Below are 20,574 nucleotides of genomic sequence, written 5' to 3' on the forward strand. Positions count from 1 at the left end.
CGTGATGGCCCGGTCTTTGTGAGTCTCTGTCATTGGTCTGCTCCGCTACCTTGGTTGACGATGGGTTCTCATCATCGCTTATTGTGCCCGCTCGGGGTGTGTTGGAGGAGCGGGGCGGACCATTCCATTACCGAGGGCAGTGCCGCGCATACCCTGCCCGGCGGCAAGCAGCGGCAGGCAAATGAACCAACAACGGGTGTTATGCCCCAGCACGAGTCTCCCCTCACGGGTATCGCTCCCCTGAAAGACGAGATCGATCCGCTGCGTCCATTCACTGATCTCGATCTCGATCGCGACGGTGTGCTGACGCCGAACGAGGCACATGCCAGCCCTCGCATCGGCAGCGACTGGCGCCGGCTGGATACCAATAACGACGGCGTCATCGACCGCTCCGAATGGAATCTGGTGGTCGAGGACCCACCACCGACCACTGAGGAGGCCAATCGCTAGACACCGGTCAGCATTGACAGAGCCCATCATCCCTAACAACGAGCGGAGGAGTGATCATGAATACCTTTGTCCTGCAAACCAGCCAAATCCCGCGGCGTCGCTTTGCGATTCCGCGCTTGCCCGCTGCTTGCTGGATTTTCGCTGGTCTTTTCGCTCGCCTTCTGCATCGCGTCGTCGGTCACAGCGCCCGGCTATGCTGCCGACGACGCTCCTTGAAGGCAGACGAAAATCCTGCGCAATTTGGCGCGCGCTTTTTCGGCAATCGCCCTACCAAGCTGCAGCATGACAAACCTGATCTCCGGCGAGGAGCACCGAATTCTGGTTGAGCTCGCCGTTGCGCTCGCGATTGGTCTCCTCTTCGGCCTCGAGCGCGGCTGGCACGGCGAGCAGGACGGCGATCATAAAAAGCCAGCCGGCGTTCGTACCTTCGGCCTGATCGGCCTGCTTGGCGGCGTTGGCGGCGTGATCGCACAGGCGCTCTCGCCCATCGTGCTCGGCTTCCTGTTCCTGGCGCTGGCTGTCGTCGCGCTCGGCAGCTACCTCTTCCATGTCCGAGAGACGGACGCCATCGGCAGCACCACCCTGATCGCCGAGCTGCTCGCATTTGCTCTGGCCGCCCTCTCAACGCTGGGGCATCAAGCCGAAGCGGCATCGGCCGCAGTCATCTCGACACTCCTGCTCGGCTACAAACCACAATTGCATCGCTGGCTTGCCCGGCTCGAGCAAGCCGAGCTGCAAGCCACCCTCAAGCTGTTGTTGATTACCGTGGTCCTGCTGCCGGTCTTGCCAGACCAAGGCTATGGACCGGATCAGGCGCTCAACCCCTATGAGCTCTGGTGGCTGGTGGTCTTGATCGCGACGATCTCATACGTCGGCTATTTCGCGATCAAGGTGTTCGGGGCCAATGCGGGTGTCGCGCTCACCGGCCTCCTCGCCGGACTCGCCTCCTCGACCGCGCTGACGTTGCAGATGGCCCGCATCGCGCGCCATCAGCACACAGATCAGCGCACAAATCAGCACACAGATCAGCGCACACAGGCCAACCTGATCGCGACCGGCATCCTGATCGCGAACACCACGCTGTTTCCGCGCATCCTAGTCATCTTCACGCTGCTGAAGCCCAGTCTGGCGCTCGCCTTGGCGCCGCCCCTGATCGGCATGACGCTACTGACCTTGCTGCCAACCCTCGCGTTCTGGCTCCGCCGCGGAGCGCCGCTCGAGGCCGGCGCGCTGCAGGTCAGCAACCCCCTCGCCCTGGGCCAGGCGTTGCGTTTCGGGCTGCTGTTGGCGGTGGTCATGCTGGTCGCGCGCATCAGCGCGGAGATCTTTGGTAGCGCGGGGTTGCTCGGTGTCGCCGCGGTCTCCGGCGTCGCCGACCTGAACGCGATCACGCTCTCGATTGCCCGCATGGAGCTGGAGCAGATCGGTCAGCGCACGGCGCTGATCGCCATCCTCATCGCATTGACCACCAACGCATTGTTCAAGACCCTGCTCTGCGCAACGATCGCTGGTCCAAGGCTGGCCTGGCGCATCGGTCTATCGCTCAGCGCCGCCCTGCTCGTCGGCTTCGCGATGGTGCTGTTCGGTGTGCAGTTGTGAGCAGTGGATCAGGGACATTCCATTGTCTGTGGTTGACTGGCCCTGATGGCAGGCCATCCGAGCACTTGGCTCAATGGGGCTCAACGGCAGCCGCACCAGACCTATCAAGCGACCCAGATCAACCAGCACCGAGGACAACCCGCGCCGGCATGCTGTCGGCGCGGGTCGAGGCTCAAGTCAGGCGATAACCTTGAAGGCCTGGGGGCCGTACCATAGAAACTGTCCAGCAACTGCTTCCGATTTGAGGACCACTGTTAGGTGATTATCCGGAAGTAGAAAATGGACAGCCGCTTAGCGCACTCAAGAGTGCATTAAGCGAGAGGTGTCTCGAACAGCTGCTCCGGCAGATGGGCTCGCACCCCCTCGGCATCGTAGCGCGTCAAGTCCTTGTCGATCTCGAGCACAACCTGGCGAGCCGTCTCATCCGACAAACTCTTGCGCAGCAGACCGAGAAAGGCCGGCGGGGCCACCAGCCCGAGCATCTCGAAGCGCTGCTCAGTTCTCGCCTGATCCAGGGTCTCGGTGAGCCATTTGGCGAAGCGCTGAGCCTCGACCTCGCCCGGCTGTGTCCTCGGCTCAAGCGCGTGGCGCCCTTCCCCACTCGAGTCGAACGCCCGACCTGGGCGATCAGTGACCAGATCCTGGTCCAAGAGTCGGTTTTCCGGGCCAATGAAATCGCGCAGCTCGGTGAGCGGACCGGTCGGGCTCTCCGCCGCGTAGAGCGCGGCACGACCTTCATCGGCCACGATCAACCAGAGTTTAGAATTGGGCATAACAGACCTCCACATCAGTGCCCGCGCTCAACGCATGTCGAGCGCAGGCCTGTCTTATTCGAGTCGCTCGGCCAGTCGCTCGGATAGCTGGCCAAGCGAAGCAGCCGGGGCCGATCAGCCGCTGCTCGACAGCGTGACCACTGAATCGGCAACCAGCTCGCGACCCTCGAACAGATCGTCATCGATCTGGCCGGTCACACTCACACGGTCACCGACCTCGATCTTCTGGTAGCCCTCGTCGTCAAGCGGGTTGTAGGCCATCTCCTCGACCTCGACGCGGACCTCGCGTAGGCCCGTATCGACAACAAACTCGTCTGAACCGACCTCGGTCACCCTGCCCTGCACGGTCGTCGCCGAGATCACCACCGGCGTACTGACGGTGACGATGACATCGTTGATGTCTTCCTCATCGACAGCCGATGCATAGAAATAGGTGTCGATGTTCTCGACATAGACGCTGCTCGCCTCGAGCGTCCGCGCCTCGAACAGATCATCATCGATGCGGCCGTTGACGGTGACCTTATCGCCCCTGACCAGCTTATAGCCGTCGGCATCGCGATCGCCGTCATCCATCTCGACGGTCATCAGTCCCTCGCCATAGTCGAGCACAAAGGCATCATTGGTCACGCTTTCGACGGTCCCGCTGACGCTGATCCAGCTGTCATCGGGCTTGGTCATCGGATCTTCAGCCCAGACCGCCGTGGCGCCTGTCAACGCCAGTGCCAGTGCAGAGCACGCCATCATCTTGGTCTCGAATCGCATAGGAATCTCCGTTGGTTGAATCGACTGATCACGGCCCATCAGTCAGCGCCAACCTAGGCGCCCTGACTCACCCGCAAGCTTGTCTCGGGCGGCCGAACCGCAATCGGCCTGCCCACCGGAGTCACAGCAACAGCGATGCCAAGTCGTCGCTAGCCGTCGTCATGCGCAATCGCCAAGCGCCCAACTCAGGCGCCGAGCCCAAGCGCCGAACCCAAGCGCTTCCGGGGCGCGGGCCTTGCGCCTTGCTCCCAACGCTCGAGGTCACGACAGCGGCGCTCCCTCACCAGCCATGTCCGACTCCAACACCAGGTTGCGATTTCACCCGATCGCGGTCGATTTGCCCCGTTCAGCGTTGGGATTGAGGTGGCGTCACGCCTCATCAACCATCAACCCGTAATCACCGTTTCAGCGCCACCATGCTTCGATTCCGGAAGGGATTCGATTCCGGAATGCCTTGTGCATGTTGGATCGGTGCTTGTTGAGCCAGTACCTGTTGAACTGACCCAGTTGAGCTGAACCCTCAACCCATGACGTTCCTTTGCAATGAAACCGAGGCGCCCCCTTATGACCCACCAGAGTGAACAGATCGACGCCGTGCGCAAGGCCTGGCACGATGACCCGGACATTGGCGAGCTGGCCGATCGACTGCATCTCATCCCGCGCGAGACCGAGCCGGCCTGCCAGTGGCGCGTTGTTGGCGAGGTCCCCTCGATCGCCGCACGACGCAAAGCCACGCAACTCGCGCGCGAAGCCCTAGCGACGGCTGACGTCGAGGATGACGTCTCGCTCGAGCCGGCAATCCGCGAGTCCGATGAAAGCCTGGCTGCCGAGGTGCGCAGCGCCCTGCGCGCTGAGCCCTTGCTCACCGAGGTTCTTGTGATGGAATCCGGCGACCGCCCGCCAGCGCTCGCCCAACCCTGGATCGGGGTGATCGCGAGTGACGGCATCATCCACTTCGGCGGATGGGTGCCTGAGCTGTCGCTGGCAGCACTGGCTGAAGGCCTGGCCTGGGAAACGGGTGCCTGCCGGGACGTGCGTAATCTGATCAGCTATCAGCCGCTGAATGAGAACCCGGACGCAGCCATCGCTGAAGCGGCGACCACCCTGATGCGTGAGCATCCACGGCTTGGCGATCAGCCGATTCATGTCGAGGTTAGGCTCGGCGAAGCGACCCTCAGCGGGACCGTGAGCGATGATAAGAAGTGGCAGCTCGCCGAATCGCTGTGCTGGTTTGCACCCCATGTCCGCGCCGTCGACAACCAGCTCGAGATCTCAGGCGAGCTGACCTGAGCTCGATCACGAGCGCAGGCTCGCAGCCGCGCGACCTGGATTGCCAATTGCATGGACGAAGATGACGCGTTCGAGCGCTACCGCGTCTCAGGCGCGGTTTCATCTTATCGACTATGGAGCAATCGCCATGATCCAGCTCTCTTTGCAGCCAATCCTCGCCCTCGTCGCCGGCATTCTGATCCTGGTTCAGCCCAAATTCCTGAATTACATCGTGGCGATCTATCTGATCGTCGTCGGCATCCTCGGATTAGCCGGTGGCCTCTAGCTGCCGCCCCCTTTGGCCGTTCGAGCAATCGAACGGCCATCCCGTCAATCCGTCGCTTTCGGCCATCACTTTTGATCCAATCGCAGTGATCACTCAATAGCAACGACAATCTAAGGAGTCAAACGTCATGAAAAACAACATGAAGCTCGGCCTTGTTATCGTCCTCGTCGTTGTCGTCGGCTTTCTTTACCTCCGTTGGGGACCAAAATCCTGGGAGGTGCAGATTACCGGCGCCACCGGAGACGGCCGGGACGTCCAATATCGCATCGAAACCGTTAAGGCTGGCACCGCGGACACCTTGATCTTCAGAAACGAAGACGCCGGCTTTACGCCACCGTACTTCAAGTTCGACTCCGCTCGGCTGCAATCCATCGCCCGCCGTGTTGGCCAAGCGTGCCCCGAGAAGGCGGTGCACATCAACGGCTATGGCCTGCGTATCCCCTGGCTGAACATGTTCCCTAATGCCGTCTCCATCAACGCTCCGGAACGTTGCCGAAAGGCGCCCACTGAGAACGCTGCTGTCCATCATTGAGCCAATGCAATCCGCTAAGACAGCTGAGGCTGACACTCAAGCCAGTACCTCCGCACCCGGCCGAGCCGCCGAATCGCCCTGGGTCATTCCAGGCCGCGGCTGGTGGCAGATCGCGCGGCGTGTTGGGCGCCGTTTCATGAACGAGAATCTTGGACTCGTGGCCGCGGGCGTTGGTTTCTATAGTCTGCTCGCGCTCTTCCCTGCCATCGTGGCGCTGGTGACGCTTAGGCGCGGTTTATTTGAACCAGTGCTGGGGGATTTGCTGCAGGCTCGCGCACCCCGAGCGTCAACGCTGATCGCAAGGTCCAACCTTAACCCTGGCCATGGCCTATCGCTCCAGGTCGATCCGGCGGGCACTGAGCGTCACAAACACCCGGCGGCTTTGCAGCTGGCACAGGACGTGCGAAGTCCATGGAGGCCACGACTGGACTCGCAAGCGGGGAGTTCCCTTCTGCGCCGAGTGCAACGGGCCTACCAATGACATGATCAACGAGGTGAAACCGATGAACTGGGATGAAATCAAAGGCAAGTGGAATCAACTGCAAGGCCAGGCGAAAACACGCTGGGCGAAGCTGACCGACGATGATCTACTGGCCGTGGAAGGCAACAAGGATAAGCTGGTCGGCAAGGTCCAGGAACGTTACGGCATCACCAAGGAAGAAGCAGAGCGTCAGGTCGACGAGCACCAGTGGTTCTAAGGCCTAAGCTAAGATTCAGAGGGGCGGCCCTTAACCGCCCCGCAGTCAGTGAGGCGGCCTCTAGCCGCCCCGCAGCCTGTCATGGCTCTTCCACATCACCGCTGGACGCCTGGATTCTTGTCGCCAAAGTCGCCGTGGACGTCAGCTTAATCGGCTTACGGCGGCGGCTGATGCTCGAGATCCGGCGTCGTCTCCCTGATCAGCCGATTCATGTGATCCTGCGCGAGCAGTTCATGTCCGCGACCAAGTGCGCGGGCGCACCAGGCCGCGGGTGATCGACGTCGAAGATGAGGAAACCAGGTTTCCCGCCCTTTCCGCCTCAATCAGCGTACGAGCAGTCCGCAGACTGCCAACCTGCCGGCGACCCGGCATCCCAGCAACCAGGCTATCATGACACGCAAGATCGACTTTGCCGTGCCGGGCAATGAGGACTGCGGTGCCTGCCCCACCAATATGCCGGAACAGTTCCGTGGTCCCTGCTCGGCCAGTGATCAGGGGTGAGTAGACTGACATGCGTCGTGCGCTGGATGTGCTGCCTATCCTCGGCGCTGATCTGCTCCGAACGCCATCGCCGCCAGCAACGCACTGCCGAGGACTGACATCGGCCGCCCTTTGATACGCATGGAACAGCTCGCAACATCGACGAATACCCTCAAAGCACCGCTGCAAGCCCGGCTCGCCGAACGCCGACACGAGCGCAGCGACAGCCCTAAGCACCACCCGAGACTGCACTATGCCTGGGATGCGGACGCCGCCGTTCTGCTCGTCGACTACTCGCCACTGCTCGGCATTGAGTGCCTGCATGCGGTCAGTCACTGGGCTTCGGGCTTCGCCACCCTGCGCTATGCCGAGGGGTTGTTTGAAGCCGCCTGCATCCGCGATCTGTGGCTGCCGTTTCAACGCAACCATGAGGACGCTGCGTTTCGACACTGGTTTGCGACCCTGCCCGAGGATCTGGCCGAGGCCTTGGAGCGGCTGCCGGCTCGGCGCTATGCCTTGGCGGCGCTCGCGCAGCGCTCGCAGGCCGTGCGAGATCTGATCCTGTCCAACGTCATGCTCTGCTTCCTGCTGCATCACTGGTTGAAGCGGTTCATCAACGAGAGCGAATGGACGATGTCATCCAGGCGAACCATCGCCGGCCGCGGATCACGCAGGTCGAAGGCGATGCCGGAGTAGGTGTGGATGTGAACAGGATGGATGTCGGTCATGGTTGGCTGGAATGGCAGCGGTTCAACCCATGATCTGCAGCCGATCGACCAACTGCAGCTGCGTATCCTGATCCTGTACCAAGGCCTCCCAGGTCGGATAGGGCGCTGGTGGCTGATAACCACTCGCCCCCGTGTCATAAGCGCCTTCGACTGTAGGGGTCAAAATAGATCAGGCGGATGTGCGGCAGCTGCGCGGCATGGCGTTCGAGCAGTGCGATCAGGGCCTGCTTGAGCTGCTCGCCGAGCCTCCCTGCGAAAGGACCGGCGAACTGACCGCAGCCGAGTCCGGGAACGGTGATCAGGGCCGCCTGCCCGCGCTCGGCGGCATCGCGATCCGCGTAGCGCAGCAGCGGCAGCAGGCGGCGTTCGTAGAGGGCGCGGTAGAGAGCATGTATCACAGGCGAACGCAGCGGAACGGTGTTGTTGAACTAGACTTGACAGAACAAGGTCTCGACACGGCAGCGCCCAAACCTTCGACGCCCGTCGTGCAACTTAATCAGGAGGCGAGATGACGATCCATGCACTCAATACCGGCCTGGTTGGCCTGCAGCGCAGTCACCTCAACGTGGCGACGGCTGCGAGCGCGATCGCGCGCCAGACCAGCGGCACGGCTTCCAATGGCGCATCAGGCACGGAGATCGACGTGGCCAAAGAGTTGGTCAACCAGCGTGTCGGCAAACTCGAGGCGGACGCCTCTGCCAAGGTGGTGAAGACGGCCGATGAGACGCTCGGAACCCTGATCGATCTGTTTGTCTGAACGGCCTGCCCGGTGAACACCCTGCCCGCTCCACTGACTGTGCTGGCCGTCCTCCCACTGCTGCTTGCGGGCTGTGCCACCACTGGCAACGTCATCAGCGACTGGGGCGAGATCACCCTCGCACCGGGCGACACCGGCGTGTGCCACTCCAATCCCTGCCGTGTCTTCTTCCAGATGCCACCCGGAACGGGAACCTATACGCTGCGTGGACGCGCGTTCCCGATCGGCGAGTATCCCGCGGGCAACACGGCGATGATCGGCAGCTTCTTTGAGAGCAGCGTCATCGAAATCGTTGGCACCGATCTGCCCAAGACCTATCTAACGGTGCCAGAATCAGGCGGTGATGCGCGTTGAACCGACGCCCGCCCGATCCGCGAAGACGACCAGGCGCCGAGTTCAACCATCGCGTTCGACACCAGGGACCAGGGACCAAGAGGTCCTGTTCGACCCGTTGATCGCCACAAAGCGCGTCGGCAACCCATCATCGATGAGGCGGCTCATCACTGGCAATGCCTTGTCCACCCCTCCGGAGAACGGCCATCGCTACTGACCACGCGCTGCAACAGGCCTATGACGCCCTCGCCGCCCGCTACGATGCCAGCCGCGGTCTGTTTGACATACAGCCGGTGCTCGATGCGTTCTATTCGCAGCTACCAGCAGGCAGCGGCGCCCTGCTCGATCTCGGATGCGGGGCCGGAGAACCCGTGGCCAAGGGCTTCGTCGAGCGCGGCTGGGACGTGACCGGCGTCGACTTCAGCGCCTCGATGCTCGCGCTTGCCGCCCGCTACGTGCCGGCCATGCGCACCATCCTGGCGGACATGCGCGAGGTCGCGTTCGCCACCGGTCAGTTCGATGCCGTCACCGCCATCTACAGCCTGTTCCATGTCCCCTGCGCCGAACACCCTGCGCTGTTCGCCCGCATTCACGACTGGCTGCGACCCGGCGGGCGCCTGTTGTTCACCTATGCCACCGTCGACTATACCGGAGCTGAGCGCTTCGATGGTTGGAAGCCGTTCCTCGGCCAGCGCCTGTATTACAGCCATACGACCCCGGAAGCGTTGCGTGAGCAGTTGGAGGCCGCCCGCTTACGCCCGGAGACCTTGACCCTGCGTGACATCGGCGGCGAGCGGTTTTTGTGGGTGACGGCGACGCGGGACTGACGCTGATGAGCCGGCGCGCTGCTCTGGCTCCGAGCCTCGCTGGCAAGCCCAATCCCTGAAGCCTGCTGCACCGAGCCCTCATTCTCCAACCGGAACCACCTCATCGAGCCAACCGGAGACGAGTTCGACCAACACCTCGTCTTGACCATCGAAGAAGTGATCGGCCTCAGCGGTCTGCACTTGACGGTAACCAGCGTTGACGGCCGCAGCCTCAGCGCGGCCCGGGGCACCGGAGACGACGGCCTCGAGGTCATGCTGGCCAAAGAGGTCCAGGATTGGCACCGGGATACGGCCGATCAGCGCTTCGTTATCGACACCGGCATGCGTGCCGCTACTGGACAAACCGATGGCGACGAAGGCCTCAGCGGCCTGGGGGTGCTGCGCCAGATACTGGTTGCTCATGGTCGCGCCCAAGCTATGGGCGATCAGGACGACCTGGCCTGCGCCCTGTGCGCGGAGATACGCGATCGCCGCCTCGAGGCGCGGCGCGACCTCGTCCATGAGCGCGGCATAGTCGGCGCCGGTGGCGTCGTTCGCCAGCACCGGCATCTGCACTGACAGCGTGCTCCAGCCCCGCTCGGGCAGACCGACACGCAGCGGGTAGACCACCTGTGGCCAGTTGGGATGCACCCCGATGCCATGCGCGATCACCGCCGCGCGGCCGGTGTCTGGCTCGGCTTCGGTGTAGAGACCCAGAACGGTCTGACCATCGGCGTCCAGGTCGATGGCTTCGCCGTCCATCAGGCTGTCGACGATCTGCTCACGCCAGCGTTGCTCTTTTTCGAGGTCGGAGCTGACGGCGGGCTCCGACGGCTCTTGCGCGGCCGCAGTTGGCAAGATCAGGCAGGCGAGGATCAGTGCAGCAAGGGTTTTCATGGCGAGGGCTCCGGAGTGTTATTGGCCCTAGCTTGCCCGACTGCGCAGATCGGCGTCGAGTGCGTTGCACTGATCCATCGCGGTTGCGGTCTGCCGCCTGCCATTATGGCAACCCTCGCCGCACATCCTCCCAAACCTGATCGGCCGCTTGCTGGCCAATCTCGCCCGCATCGAGACCATCTGCCCTCCCCGCACTGCGCTCGGCCGCATCCGCCCGCGCCCCGGTGCTCAGCTCTGAGCCCGTCCCGGTCAGCGCCTCCAGATCAAGGTGCTCCGGTAGCGGAAACTGCCCAGCCTGGGTCAACAACGCGATCCACTCCGACAGATCGATCCGCGACCAATCCAACCGCTCCAACTCCTGATGCGACAATCCTCGGCAGTTCGGATGCTCCGTATCACCCCAACTCCGCCCCAACTGCGGATAGGCCTGCTCATTGATGATCCGCGCCAAGGGCGTGTTGAAACAGCAGAAGGCCTTCTGCTTCTCGATGCAGATCCCGAGGATATCGCTATCGCAATAGCTGCCAACGTAATGACAGGCCCGTAGCTCGCGCTGCACCCCCAGCTCGAATTCCTCCTCCTCGCAGGTCCAGATGATGCGGATCAGGATCATCACCACGCTGTAGATCAGATAGGCGGTCATCGCCCAAGGCTAGGGTGGTGCCAATCGGCACGCAGGGGTGGCGCGAGCAGTGGCTCAAGGGCCTGTTGGATGAAGTCGGCCGAGCGCGCGCCGACATGGCCGAGCAGTTCAGCGACATAGATCGCCCAGGCCTCTTTGACCTCGCGCGAGGCACGGTCGCGGGCGACGTTGACCTCGCCCTCGAGGATCGGCGGCACCAGCACGACGGTGCGATCGGCCCGCAGCAGCGCCGCGAGGCTGAGCAGATTGGTCACCAGCAACAGCGCCACTGCCATCCGGTGAAAGCGGTTCTCGCGATTGATGCCGCGCCAAGTCTTGGTCAGGGTATCGAGTGTCATGAGCCGCCTACCCCCGCCAGCAGCGACTGAAGGGATTCGGGCAGCTGCGCGCGCCGAGTGGGACCAGGCCGTGCCAGTAGGCCCAGTGCAGCGCGAAGCCATCCGGGCGGCTGTCGCGGAATCGGCCGTAGAGCCGAGACAGGCCCAGGCCAAGCAGCACGAAGAGCAGCAGGCGATCGGCGAGGATGCCGATGATCAGCATCAGCATCAGGGGGATTAGATCATCCAGGCGCCAGAGCAGCAGCGAGGGTGGGTCATCGATGCCGCGCGGCAGGTCGAGGGCATGCATGGGGTTCGCCTCCGGTGTTTCGGTGGCGATAGCCTGGCGGGATTGGCGTGCGCGCGCGACAGCGAAAGATCAGCGGATTACTGGCGTTTTGCGAGGGGGTGGCTTGGGTAGCCCGAGGACAACGGGTCGAAACGCGCCGACATGAGGTCCAGAAAAGGCTGCCCGCCAGCGGCGCCTAGCGCATCACCCACTTGGCGAAGGTCGCGGCCTGCCCCGCCGGGCGCCCCTGAGCGTCAGTCAGCGTCCACACCGTTGCCTGTTCGATCAGGAAGCGACGTCCGGACGAGGAGACGCGAACCCCGCGATAGTCGTCGATGAAACCGCGTTCACAGACCGCTGCCAGCAGACGTGCGCGTTCTTCACGGCTCACAGGCTCGGCGGACAACCGCGAAGGCAGCGACGTTATCTGCGTCCAGGTCATCTCGAATAATCGCTGGGCGCTAAGGTTGGCGTAGTTGAAGATCGGATCGGGCTCGGTGCCATGCGAGAGCACCACGAATGAGGCTTGGTAGAGTGCCTCGGCCAGCGACTGGTCTGCCTTGGCAACGAGCAAGTCGGTTCCGGTGAGACGCCGATAATTCGTGCAGAGCAGCGTGGCATGCTCGATGAGAAAGGCATTGTCGGGAGAGGGCTCAGACGGCATGGTGGGACTTCCTTAACAGCAAGGTCGACATCAAAAAAGTTCCGCACTGGTCAACGACTGGCCGATCTGAACGGCAGGTCATAAAAGCGTAACTCGGACAAGGGATCGGCGCGGTTGCGAGTCGCTTACGCACAGGGTTATCCACAGCATCGGTGGATAACCTGGGCTTGACAAGCGGCGATATGGGTGATCTGTAAGCGTTGAGCCATGCGTCTTAAGCCCTTGTTTTAACGTCCCTTCCCTACTGCTGTCCGGCGCGGCCTTCCTAGTCGACCAGCCGTTTGCAGACAACAGGTTGCGCGCACTCGTTAGCGGCTATCCACAGGTTTCGTTGACAAGCTCGATGACTGATCTGGACGCGACGCTAGCGCGCATCAGAGGGCAAGTCGCTCGGGCGTTGAGACCCGAAGCCGGTTCGGTCATCCCGGCGCTGCCGGTGGTGGCGCGCCAGAGAACACGGACTCGAGCAGCTGGGCGACCTCCTCGGTGATGCGCTGGTTCATCGACTCCGAGAGCCCAAGGCGCTCATAGAGCGCGTTCTGGCGCAGAAACAGGAGCAGCAGCTGCTTGCGAACCTCCTCCAGGTCGTCGAAGGCCCAGCCGATCAGACCCGGGGCGATGGCCTCGCGGTGGCCCAAGCACAGCAGCCCGAGCACCAGCGGCAGGCTGTCGCCGACCTTCTCGATGAAGTGCAGCCAATAGGGCCAGGCCTCGGTGAGGCTGGCGAAGTAGCGCCGGACCGCGGGGATCTCGACGACCTCGCGCGGATCATCTTCCCAGCCGGCGAAGACTATCGCAACCCGGCCTTCCCAGCGCTCGGCCAGTTCGCGGGTCTCGGTCATGAACTCGAGCTGCTGCAGCACCGGGGCGATGTCGCCGGCCTCGACCCCGGCGCGTGCGATCTCGATCAGCAGCCGATCGTCTTTCGCTGGTGACAGACGCGCCTTTGGATAGCGTAGGGGGCGGTTGTTGGGGTGTTCGGACTTGCTCATCCGCTCAGCATAGCAGCCGTGGCTGACGGGTCGGGTGCAGCGGGTCTGGTCGAGGCGCCATGCGCTGCGTTAGGTATCCTCGTCTGATGAGCGCCTATGACGCCACGCGCCCGTCGTTTCAGCCTCAGCAGTGGGCCACCGGCAGCTCGTCCAGGCGCGTGGTATAGCGCGGCGAGCGAAACTGCTCGCGCCGGCGCCAGCGCGGTGCCGGGCGTGCATTCGCCAGCGTCAGGCTGCCGCGACCGAAGCGGCGGTTGATCTGATCCAGCGTCGCCATCAGCACCTGACTGCGGTCATCGGCAGAGGAATCCGCGAACAGGTCCGGCTGTCGCTCTGCGGCGCGGCTGAGATCGAGCAGGATGACCCCGGCCTTCGCATAGGCCGGTCCCGGCTTGTAAAGGCGGTTGAGCCCAGCGCGGGCGGCGGCGACCAGCGCGCGGGTGTCCGCCGTCGGGGCGGCCAGCGGTACCACTCGGCTGGCGGCGTAGGCTGCGGCATCACGGCGAAAGGCACTGCTGCGGATCTCGACGGCGATCGCCGCGGCCTCGCCCTGCTGGGCGCGCAGCTTCTCGGCGGCACGGCTGGTAAAGGTGGTGATCGCTTCGGTCAGCTCCGCGAGACTCGAAACCGTCGCGCCGAAGCTGCGCGAGCAACGGATCTGCTGCTTGTCCGGGCTGAGCGTCTCGAGGTCCAGACAGGCGATGCCGCGCAGCTCCAGCGCGGTGCGCTCGAGCATCACCGAGGCGTGCTGGCGAATGCGCTTGGACGGCGCGCGGCGCAGGTCCAGTGCGGTCTCGATACCCAAGGCGCCCAAGCGCTGCGCAAGCCGTTGACCGACACCCCAGACCTCGGCGACCGGGATCGGCGCCAGCAGACGCTCGACCTCGCCGGCATCCAACACTGCGAGATCACAGACCCCGGCCCAGGCCGGGTCCTGCTTGGCGAGATGATTGGCGAGCTTAGCCAGGGTCTTGGTCGGGCCGATGCCGACACAGACCGGCAGCCCGGTCCAGCGCAGCACGGTCGCGCGAATCCGCTGGCCAGTGACTTCGGGCGGCTCGGGTAGTCCGTCCAGCTCAAGGAAGCTCTCGTCGATCGAGTACACCTCCTGGCGCGGGCTGAAACGACCCAGGATGCGCATGACCCGATTGCTCATGTCGGCGTAGAGGGCGTAGTTGCTCGACAGCGCGGTGACCGCCTCAGCCTGGCCCTGGCCCTGCAGCCGGTGCCGGGCCTGGAACCAGGGCTCGCCCATCTTGATCCCGAGCGCCTTGGCCTCGCGCGAGCGCGCCACCACGCAGCCGTCGTTGTTGGAGAGCACCACCACCGCCCTGCCCTGCAGCCGCGGCTGGAACACCTGCTCGCAGGAGGCGTAGAAGCTGTTGCAGTCGACCAGCGCGACGGGCATGCCGGCAGTCATCGCTCAGACCGCCTTGATCACGCGCGTGACCACACCCCAGACCTGCAGCTCCTGACCGTCCTTGAGCTCGATCGCCGGATACTGCGTATGCGCGGCCTCCAGACGCACCACCTGAGCTTGGCGGTGCAGCCGCTTGACAGTGAACTCGCCGTCGACCACCGCGATGACGATGCGCCCATGGCTGGGCTCGAGCGCCCGGTCCACCAACAGCAGATCGCCATCGTCGATCCCGGCGTCCACCATCGAGCAGCCACGCACCCGCAGCAGGAAGCAGGCCTCCGGATGCGGGGCGAGCAGCTCGTTGAGATCGATCGCCGCGTCCTGGTCGTCCTCGGCCGGGGACGGAAAGCCCGCCTGCACCGGCCAGCGCAGCCGGGGCAGGGGTTGATGGCTGCGGCTGGTGAGGCCGCACAGGGCGCCGAGGGGTTCGGCGATGACAGCGCCAAGTGGCTTGGACGCCGTGAGGCTGTGAACGCGGCTGGCGGTGACACCTAGGCCGGGCTCGGGGCGTGCAGGATTCGGCCGGATGACGCGCTCAGGCATGGGTGGCTCAAGATCAGCGCCGTGACTGTTGGAAAAGACAGTATAGCCGAGTGCCCTGCAGCCTGCCGCGGTGACGGTCTTCCCTGCTGAGACAGCTAGCCCACGCACTGCCGGCGTTGGGGCTGGATGGGGTGACGGTGAGCACCCTCACCTAAGCCGATCGGCGCAAGAAGGACCCGCCCGAGAACCTGCTGCGCCAGATCCCTGGCCAATGGTCGTCAACCATCGGTGCATCCAAATGCGCTATGCTCATTTAAATGGTGCGCAGAGATAGCGCATCGACGCGAAGGTCACTTGGGGAAGTGACCTTGTGTAACACCCATTTGTGCAAGTTTGGTTTGGGACAAGCGTTCAATCGCGAGGGGAAGGTCTGAGCCGCATGGAATTATCACAAGCCCAAGCACGGGTCGACGGATGGGTTCGAGAGCACGGTGGATACTGGGACCGATTTCACATCCTCGCTCGCCTCAGCGAGGAGCTGGGAGAGGTCGCCGGAGCGCTGCAGCGCGAGCAAGGGCTCAGGCCCCGTCAGAGTTCGGCTGACCTCGGCGAGGAAGTCGGTGATCTCCTCTTCACGCTGATCGCTTTTGCCAATGCCAACGGCCTCGCGCTCGACGCCTGCCTCGGCAAGGTCTTGGAGAAAATCGAGATCCGAGATGGCGAGGCCTGGAAGGCAAAGGAACGCTAGCGCATGCGATTGCTGGTTATCACCTCCTGCACTGGGGACAAGGCGGTCACGTCAGCCGATCAGCTCAGGCTCGATGACTTCCACCAAGGCCCGGCATACGTCGCGCAGCGCGAGCAGCAGTTGGCCGATCTCTGTCACCCAGCCGAAGAACTCTATACGGGGCTTCAGCATCAGCGCTTGATGCGCGGTGTCCGAGCACTGCGCGAGCAGGCTCGAGACGTGACACTGGATCTCTGGGTGCTGTCGGCAGGGTACAGACTGGTGCTCGCCGCGCGCAAACTTGCACCCTACGAAGCCACCTTTGCCAATCTGGGCCGAAAAGAACTCCGAGCCTGGGCCGATCAGCTTGGCGTGCCCGCGGATCTTCAACGGCTGCTGGCGGAACCTTACGATCTCGCGTTCGTTCTGCTGGGCAACGAATACCTCGAGGCCTGCCAGATCACGGCTGAGCTTTGCCTCGGTGGTCCAACGCTCCTCTTCTGTGGTGGGACCAAGGCCCAGTCACTCCCTAAGCTTCCGAAACTGCGGACGATCCCGCTGGTCAATGCAGACGCCAAGCGTTTTGCCTGTGCGCTGATTGGGCTCAAGGGAGAGCTCGCCGGTCGGCTGCTGAAGCGACTGGCGAGCGAGCCCGAGCTGCTAGCCCGGCTACAAGACCTCGAAGGCGATCCGTTGGAGCTTGTTGCCCCGCCATCGGCATCCAATACAACCGGTGGTCAGTCTTCATCGAATGCGAGGCTTAGCTTCTCGAAGAAAGATCACGATGCCGGGCATCCTTGGCTCAGCGACCAATGAGTCTTGCGTCGTTTCTTCAACACTCTTTTGCCGATCAACCCCCAACCGGATGGTCATGCCGCCACGAGGTTGCGGTGCTGTCAAAGGAACTTGAGCGTGTCTTAGGCTTCGCGCCCCGCGCTGATGTCCTGCTCGAACATGCCGAGACAAATCGGCGCGTCTGGATCGAGTTCGAGATCAGCCGCGCCGACCCTGTCGCCAACCACATGAAGTTTGCCGTCGGACACCTCTTTGCGCCCCAGTTGCCGGAGGATTCGTTCGTCTCAATGATGAGCGATCATGTTGCGGCTGGTCGCAAGAATCTCGGAGCAAGCGCGGTGATGCTGATGCGGCGCCTCGGAATGCAGGCCTTTCAGGTTCCGCTGTTTCCGAGTTTGCCTGGCACTTTGGTGAAAACGCTCAACCATCTGCCTCAACGCGAATTGCTCGATCAGCATCTCGATGTCGACGCAGAAATCGAGCGCGCCCTATCCATCAGCGAGCCTGTCTATGTTGACCAGTCGAACCGCATCTTCTTCGCCTCCAACACATTCGAGATCTCACTCAATGTGCTGCACTGGAATCAGTCTGCAGCCTCGAGCGACGGCGCGCGACAATGGGGCAAGAGAACAGTCACCTATTTCGTCTACGACCCCCGGTCCGAGCTGTTCGCCCCATCAAAATTCTGCGCCTTCATGCCGATCGCAAGCATCGCTGGATCAATGGAGTCTGGCGCTAGTAAGACGACATTGGGAATGACGATGGCCGATTACTGCTCGATTGATGCTAACGAACATCGGTTTGATGGCAGTGTTGCGCGCAAACATTTCTTGCGCCGTCTCGGATATCGGTTGTTGCCGACAGATGAATCACCGAGGCTGTTTTCCAGATTCAAGGATTGGCTCGAAGCCCATCGACAGCAGGTTCGGGTGCATCCACGTCGTGCCCACCTACTGGTTCCCGCTCACGTCAGCTGATCGGCACTATCGGGCGCTTGTCAGCGTCTGAGCACAGCCGTCTTGGGGTTGAGTCAGCGTCGCCAAGCTTCCAACTCTGTCGTGATGCAACGAGGACAGCCTCATGTGCGGACGCTTCGCTCAATACGCCAACCCCGACATCCTCGCACAACACTTTCGGCTCGAGTCGGCGACGGTTGATGCCAAACCACGTTACAACGTCGCGCCGACTCAGCCAGTGCTGACGGTGCGACTGGCCGAGGATCAGCAGCATCGCGAGTGCGTGAGCCTGCGCTGGGGCTTGGTGCCGTTCTGGTCCAAGGGGCCGGACAACCGCTACAGCATGATCAACGCCCGCGCCGAGACAGTGGCGAGCAAGCCAGCCTATCGGGCCGCATTTGCGCAGCGTCGCTGCCTGATTCCGGCCGATGCCTTCTATGAATGGCAGCCCAGCAAGGATGGCAAACAACCCTTTGCGATCCGCCGCAAGGATCGAACGCCGTTCGCGATGGCTGGACTCTTTGAGCATTGGCAAGGCGATGACGGATCTGTGATTGACTCTTGTACGATCATCGTCACCGAGGCCAACGCCCTGCTCCGCCCGATCCGTGAGCGCATGCCGGTGATCCTCGATCCCGCCGACTACGATATCTGGCTCGGTGGCAGGCGTGCGGACCGGGAGGCCAACAAGGCGATGCTGCAGGCATTGCTCAAGCCCGTTGATCCGAGCGGCTGGGAGGCCTATCCGATCTCGCGAGCGGTCAACAAGCCGATCTACGACGGCCCGGAACTGCTTGCACCCATGAACACAGGATAACGATCCAATGAGTGACCCGACTGATCCGCATGAGCTGACCCGATTCGTGCAAGCGCAGGAGCCCATCTACACGCACGCGCTGGCCGAGATCAACGCCGGCCAGAAGCGCTCACACTGGATGTGGTTCATCTTTCCGCAGTTCGCGGGGCTCGGCACCAGCGTGACCGCTCAACGCTATGCGATTCGTTCTCGTGCCGAAGCCGAGGCCTATCTGGCGCATCCAGTGCTTGGACCGCGCCTGATCGCCTGTGCCGAGGCAACGCTCGCGATTCAGGGCCTTACAGCCCGCGCCGTCTTCGGCACGCCGGATGACCTGAAGCTGCGGTCCTGTGCAACGCTGTTTGCCCAGATCGCGCCGGAGGGGTCCGTGTTCCAGCGATTGCTGGAGCACTATTTTGACGGCCAGCCCGATGCGCGGACGTTGATGCTGCTTGAGCAGGCCGACAGACTCAAGGCTTGATGTCGATCACCGGCGTATCAGCAAAGGCGTCGATGTCATCGATCTCGATGACGTTGCCCTCGACGCCGAGCACGCGGCAGCGGCTCATGGCGATGAGGTTTGGCCGCACGGGCGAACGGGTGGCGAACACGCCGCGGAGCGGATTGGCCGGGTTGCCGCGCGGGTGGACCTGGAGGATGGCGCGGTCCTCGCGGTTGTCGTTGCGGTCGAACCAGTAGAGCACCCAGATGGACTCGAGCGCGTCCACACCGAGCAGCGCGGGACGATACTCTTCATATAGTTCGATGAAGGTGCGGCCCTCGCGTTTGCGCACCCAGCCGATGGGTTGGACCTGGTAGGTCGGCGGTGGTGTCGGCAGCGCAGCGTCGGCGGTGGATGCCGGCTGGTTACTCGCAGGCGGCGAAGCCTGGGCCTGTGTGAGGCCGATGCTTAGCAGCAGCAGGAAGAATCGGCGCATGGGACGAGCCCTCATCAAGTGGGCGCAAAGCCCTCTGTTGGAGCGTTGGGCCGGACGGTGGGCGTTTCAACGAGCGCCAGCGGTGCACGCCCTGCGCGGCTGACCGCTGCGGTCAGTTCGGTGTCGGTTCACCGGCCGAATGCAGCGTTTTCCAAGGCTCGACCACGACCACAGAAGAGCGCCCTGATCCGGCCTTCAGCTCATCGGGTGTGTCGCTGCCCTGCACTGCCGCGCAAAGGTGATCGCGCTGCTGCCGGTTGCTGGCCGAGTTGTCGATCAAGACGGCGGTGCGGGCCTGATTGCAACGCTGCCAGGCGACCAAGTTGGGTGGCGAATCCGCCCAGCGGATCGACGGCTCGGGCTGACTGCGCGGGGGCTGCGCTTCGGGTGCGCTGGCGATGGTGCTTGCTGGCGCTGGCGGTGTGGGGCGCGAGACCGTCGGCGACGTTGCAAGCGGTCTGCTAGGCCTGATCTGGGGTGCTCGCTCTACAGCCGTGCGCGGTGCTTGGTGGTTAGCGCGTGGAATATTGTTGGCAAGTGCGCCCAGCAACGACAGCGGGATGACGATCGCCAAGCCGATGCGCAGCCCCGCGCCGATCACACGCGTCCACCCGGTGCCTGAGCCCGGATTGACACGGGCCTTGGTATCCTGATCATCATGGCGTGCGCGCACGGTTACACTTGCTGGCATCGCATCTCACGAACGCAACCGATGACCATGGAGGTCGACATGCACTTCCTCGACGCCGCCCTGAAGATCGCCACCGCGGCCCATGCTGGCCAAACCGACAAAGCCGGTCGACCGTACATCCTGCATCCGCTGCGGGTGATGGCTGCAATGGACACTAACGACGAGCGGTCTGTCGCGGTGCTGCACGATGTGATCGAAGACACCGACTACGATGTCGACGGCTTGATCGAGGCCGGCATTCCGGCGCCGATCGCCGAGGCGGTGGCCTGCCTGAGCAAGCGCGACGGCGAGGACTACCCGGCCTTCATCGCGCGGGTGCTCGAGAACCCGCTTGCAGCGCGGGTCAAGCGCGCGGATGTGGCGGACAATATCGATGTGCTGCGCCTGCAGAGCCTGCGCGATAAGGATTTGGTGCGCGTGGCCAGGTACCACCGCGCTTGGCATCAGCTGAATGCGGCATTGGAATCGCTACCCGGCTGAGGTCAGCATTGGC

The 20,574-nt window shown here is 63.2% G+C and carries 30 protein-coding genes; 16 read left to right on the forward strand and 14 right to left on the reverse strand.

Annotated elements, in window-relative coordinates; genetic code table 11:
• Positions 1-450, forward strand: a 450-nt coding sequence (locus CKO42_RS26965; protein WP_207148810.1) for an EF-hand domain-containing protein, incomplete at its 5' end; no start/stop codon positions are given.
• Between the two features lie 282 nt (positions 451-732).
• Entirely contained in the window at positions 733-2,049 is a 1,317-nt protein-coding gene (locus CKO42_RS23295) for an MgtC/SapB family protein (RefSeq protein ID WP_200249948.1), read from the forward strand.
• Between the two features lie 311 nt (positions 2,050-2,360).
• Here CKO42_RS23295 and CKO42_RS23300 read toward each other — a convergent pair whose 3' ends face one another.
• Positions 2,361-2,822: a host attachment protein gene (locus CKO42_RS23300; protein WP_200249951.1), complete on the reverse strand. Its 462-nt coding sequence runs from the start codon at positions 2,820-2,822 to the stop codon at positions 2,361-2,363.
• Between the two features lie 114 nt (positions 2,823-2,936).
• On the reverse strand, positions 2,937-3,584 hold the full coding sequence (locus tag CKO42_RS23305; protein ID WP_200249953.1) for a hypothetical protein: 648 nt from the start codon (positions 3,582-3,584) through the stop codon (positions 2,937-2,939).
• A gap of 564 nt (positions 3,585-4,148) precedes the next feature.
• Here CKO42_RS23305 and CKO42_RS23310 point away from each other — a divergent pair.
• From CKO42_RS23310 to CKO42_RS23330, 5 genes are all read left to right on the forward strand, one after another.
• Positions 4,149-4,874, forward strand: a complete 726-nt coding sequence (locus tag CKO42_RS23310; protein ID WP_200249956.1) for a BON domain-containing protein — start codon at positions 4,149-4,151, stop codon at positions 4,872-4,874.
• Between the two features lie 127 nt (positions 4,875-5,001).
• Complete coding sequence (locus CKO42_RS23315) at positions 5,002-5,139, forward strand: DUF3096 domain-containing protein (protein ID WP_200249958.1); 138 nt, start codon at positions 5,002-5,004, stop codon at positions 5,137-5,139.
• A 127-nt stretch (positions 5,140-5,266) separates the two neighbouring features.
• The gene (locus CKO42_RS23320; RefSeq protein ID WP_200249960.1) at positions 5,267-5,671 is read left to right on the forward strand and encodes a DUF1523 family protein; all 405 of its coding nucleotides are present in this window, start codon (positions 5,267-5,269) and stop codon (positions 5,669-5,671) included.
• Positions 5,672-6,174: 503 nt separating this feature from the next.
• Entirely contained in the window at positions 6,175-6,369 is a 195-nt protein-coding gene (locus CKO42_RS23325; RefSeq protein WP_200249962.1) for a CsbD family protein, read from the forward strand.
• A gap of 621 nt (positions 6,370-6,990) precedes the next feature.
• Positions 6,991-7,545 carry a hypothetical protein gene (locus CKO42_RS23330; RefSeq protein ID WP_200249964.1) on the forward strand — a complete coding sequence of 185 codons (555 nt, stop codon included), beginning with the start codon at positions 6,991-6,993 and terminating at the stop codon, positions 7,543-7,545.
• Between the two features lie 54 nt (positions 7,546-7,599).
• Here the strand turns inward: CKO42_RS23330 and CKO42_RS23335 are convergent, their stop codons facing one another.
• Positions 7,600-7,740, reverse strand: coding sequence for a hypothetical protein (locus CKO42_RS23335; RefSeq protein WP_200249966.1), 141 nt, complete (start codon positions 7,738-7,740; stop codon positions 7,600-7,602).
• Positions 7,712-7,975, reverse strand: coding sequence for a hypothetical protein (locus tag CKO42_RS23340; RefSeq protein WP_200249968.1), 264 nt, complete (start codon positions 7,973-7,975; stop codon positions 7,712-7,714). The genes CKO42_RS23335 and CKO42_RS23340 overlap by 29 nt, the downstream gene beginning before the upstream one ends.
• A gap of 110 nt (positions 7,976-8,085) precedes the next feature.
• On the opposite strand from CKO42_RS23340, the gene CKO42_RS23345 reads away from it, so the two are divergent.
• The 3 genes from CKO42_RS23345 (at position 8,086) to CKO42_RS23355 (ending at position 9,494) form a co-directional block, all read left to right on the forward strand.
• Positions 8,086-8,334 (forward strand): flagellar biosynthesis protein FlgE, encoded by a 249-nt coding sequence (locus CKO42_RS23345; protein ID WP_200249970.1) that lies wholly within the window; start codon positions 8,086-8,088, stop codon positions 8,332-8,334.
• Positions 8,335-8,346: 12 nt separating this feature from the next.
• On the forward strand, positions 8,347-8,688 hold the full coding sequence (locus CKO42_RS23350; RefSeq protein ID WP_200249972.1) for a hypothetical protein: 342 nt from the start codon (positions 8,347-8,349) through the stop codon (positions 8,686-8,688).
• A gap of 155 nt (positions 8,689-8,843) precedes the next feature.
• A complete protein-coding gene (locus CKO42_RS23355) occupies positions 8,844-9,494 on the forward strand; it encodes a class I SAM-dependent methyltransferase (RefSeq protein WP_200249974.1) in 651 nt (216 codons plus the stop codon).
• Positions 9,495-9,572: 78 nt separating this feature from the next.
• Here the strand turns inward: CKO42_RS23355 and CKO42_RS23360 are convergent, their stop codons facing one another.
• The 8 genes from CKO42_RS23360 to CKO42_RS23395 all read right to left on the reverse strand — a co-directional run bounded on the left by CKO42_RS23360 (position 9,573) and on the right by CKO42_RS23395 (position 15,238).
• Positions 9,573-10,370 (reverse strand): alpha/beta fold hydrolase, encoded by a 798-nt coding sequence (locus tag CKO42_RS23360; RefSeq protein ID WP_200249981.1) that lies wholly within the window; start codon positions 10,368-10,370, stop codon positions 9,573-9,575.
• Between the two features lie 103 nt (positions 10,371-10,473).
• Positions 10,474-11,013: a conjugal transfer protein TraN gene (gene traN, locus CKO42_RS23365; protein WP_200249984.1), complete on the reverse strand. Its 540-nt coding sequence runs from the start codon at positions 11,011-11,013 to the stop codon at positions 10,474-10,476.
• Complete coding sequence (locus CKO42_RS23370; protein ID WP_200249987.1) at positions 11,010-11,351, reverse strand: TraE/TraK family type IV conjugative transfer system protein; 342 nt, start codon at positions 11,349-11,351, stop codon at positions 11,010-11,012. Before CKO42_RS23370 ends, traN begins: the two co-directional genes overlap by 4 nt.
• Before the next feature lie 7 nt (positions 11,352-11,358).
• Positions 11,359-11,640 (reverse strand): type IV conjugative transfer system protein TraL, encoded by a 282-nt coding sequence (traL, locus tag CKO42_RS23375; protein WP_200249995.1) that lies wholly within the window; start codon positions 11,638-11,640, stop codon positions 11,359-11,361.
• Between the two features lie 175 nt (positions 11,641-11,815).
• Positions 11,816-12,283: an MEKHLA domain-containing protein gene (locus CKO42_RS23380; protein WP_200250003.1), complete on the reverse strand. Its 468-nt coding sequence runs from the start codon at positions 12,281-12,283 to the stop codon at positions 11,816-11,818.
• A 419-nt stretch (positions 12,284-12,702) separates the two neighbouring features.
• A complete protein-coding gene (locus tag CKO42_RS23385; RefSeq protein ID WP_200250005.1) occupies positions 12,703-13,275 on the reverse strand; it encodes a hypothetical protein in 573 nt (190 codons plus the stop codon).
• Between the two features lie 124 nt (positions 13,276-13,399).
• Complete coding sequence (locus CKO42_RS23390) at positions 13,400-14,695, reverse strand: Y-family DNA polymerase (RefSeq protein ID WP_242479646.1); 1,296 nt, start codon at positions 14,693-14,695, stop codon at positions 13,400-13,402.
• 3 nt (positions 14,696-14,698) lie between these two features.
• Entirely contained in the window at positions 14,699-15,238 is a 540-nt protein-coding gene (locus CKO42_RS23395) for a LexA family protein (RefSeq protein ID WP_200250013.1), read from the reverse strand.
• A 379-nt stretch (positions 15,239-15,617) separates the two neighbouring features.
• On the opposite strand from CKO42_RS23395, the gene CKO42_RS23400 reads away from it, so the two are divergent.
• The 5 genes from CKO42_RS23400 (at position 15,618) to CKO42_RS23420 (ending at position 18,933) form a co-directional block, all read left to right on the forward strand.
• On the forward strand, positions 15,618-15,926 hold the full coding sequence (locus CKO42_RS23400) for a MazG nucleotide pyrophosphohydrolase domain-containing protein (protein WP_200250015.1): 309 nt from the start codon (positions 15,618-15,620) through the stop codon (positions 15,924-15,926).
• 3 nt (positions 15,927-15,929) lie between these two features.
• Positions 15,930-16,721: a DUF6884 domain-containing protein gene (locus CKO42_RS23405; protein WP_200250017.1), complete on the forward strand. Its 792-nt coding sequence runs from the start codon at positions 15,930-15,932 to the stop codon at positions 16,719-16,721.
• A gap of 74 nt (positions 16,722-16,795) precedes the next feature.
• Positions 16,796-17,677, forward strand: a complete 882-nt coding sequence (locus CKO42_RS23410; RefSeq protein WP_200250019.1) for a hypothetical protein — start codon at positions 16,796-16,798, stop codon at positions 17,675-17,677.
• A gap of 103 nt (positions 17,678-17,780) precedes the next feature.
• Positions 17,781-18,473: an SOS response-associated peptidase gene (locus CKO42_RS23415; protein ID WP_200250021.1), complete on the forward strand. Its 693-nt coding sequence runs from the start codon at positions 17,781-17,783 to the stop codon at positions 18,471-18,473.
• Positions 18,474-18,480: 7 nt separating this feature from the next.
• A complete protein-coding gene (locus tag CKO42_RS23420; RefSeq protein ID WP_200250023.1) occupies positions 18,481-18,933 on the forward strand; it encodes a DUF1810 domain-containing protein in 453 nt (150 codons plus the stop codon).
• Here the strand turns inward: CKO42_RS23420 and tsaA are convergent.
• The gene (gene tsaA, locus CKO42_RS23425; protein ID WP_200250044.1) at positions 18,923-19,390 is read right to left on the reverse strand and encodes a tRNA (N6-threonylcarbamoyladenosine(37)-N6)-methyltransferase TrmO; all 468 of its coding nucleotides are present in this window, start codon (positions 19,388-19,390) and stop codon (positions 18,923-18,925) included. The two genes, CKO42_RS23420 and tsaA, sit on opposite strands and share 11 nt — an antisense overlap.
• Positions 19,391-19,502: 112 nt before the next feature.
• Positions 19,503-20,081, reverse strand: a complete 579-nt coding sequence (locus CKO42_RS23430; protein ID WP_200250050.1) for a hypothetical protein — start codon at positions 20,079-20,081, stop codon at positions 19,503-19,505.
• Positions 20,082-20,102: 21 nt separating this feature from the next.
• On the opposite strand from CKO42_RS23430, the gene CKO42_RS23435 reads away from it, so the two are divergent.
• The gene (locus CKO42_RS23435) at positions 20,103-20,561 is read left to right on the forward strand and encodes a hypothetical protein (RefSeq protein ID WP_200250053.1); all 459 of its coding nucleotides are present in this window, start codon (positions 20,103-20,105) and stop codon (positions 20,559-20,561) included.
• Positions 20,562-20,574: the final 13 nt, after the last annotated feature.

Source organism: Lamprobacter modestohalophilus (assembly GCF_016583905.1).
Classification (GTDB): domain Bacteria; phylum Pseudomonadota; class Gammaproteobacteria; order Chromatiales; family Chromatiaceae; genus Lamprobacter; species Lamprobacter modestohalophilus.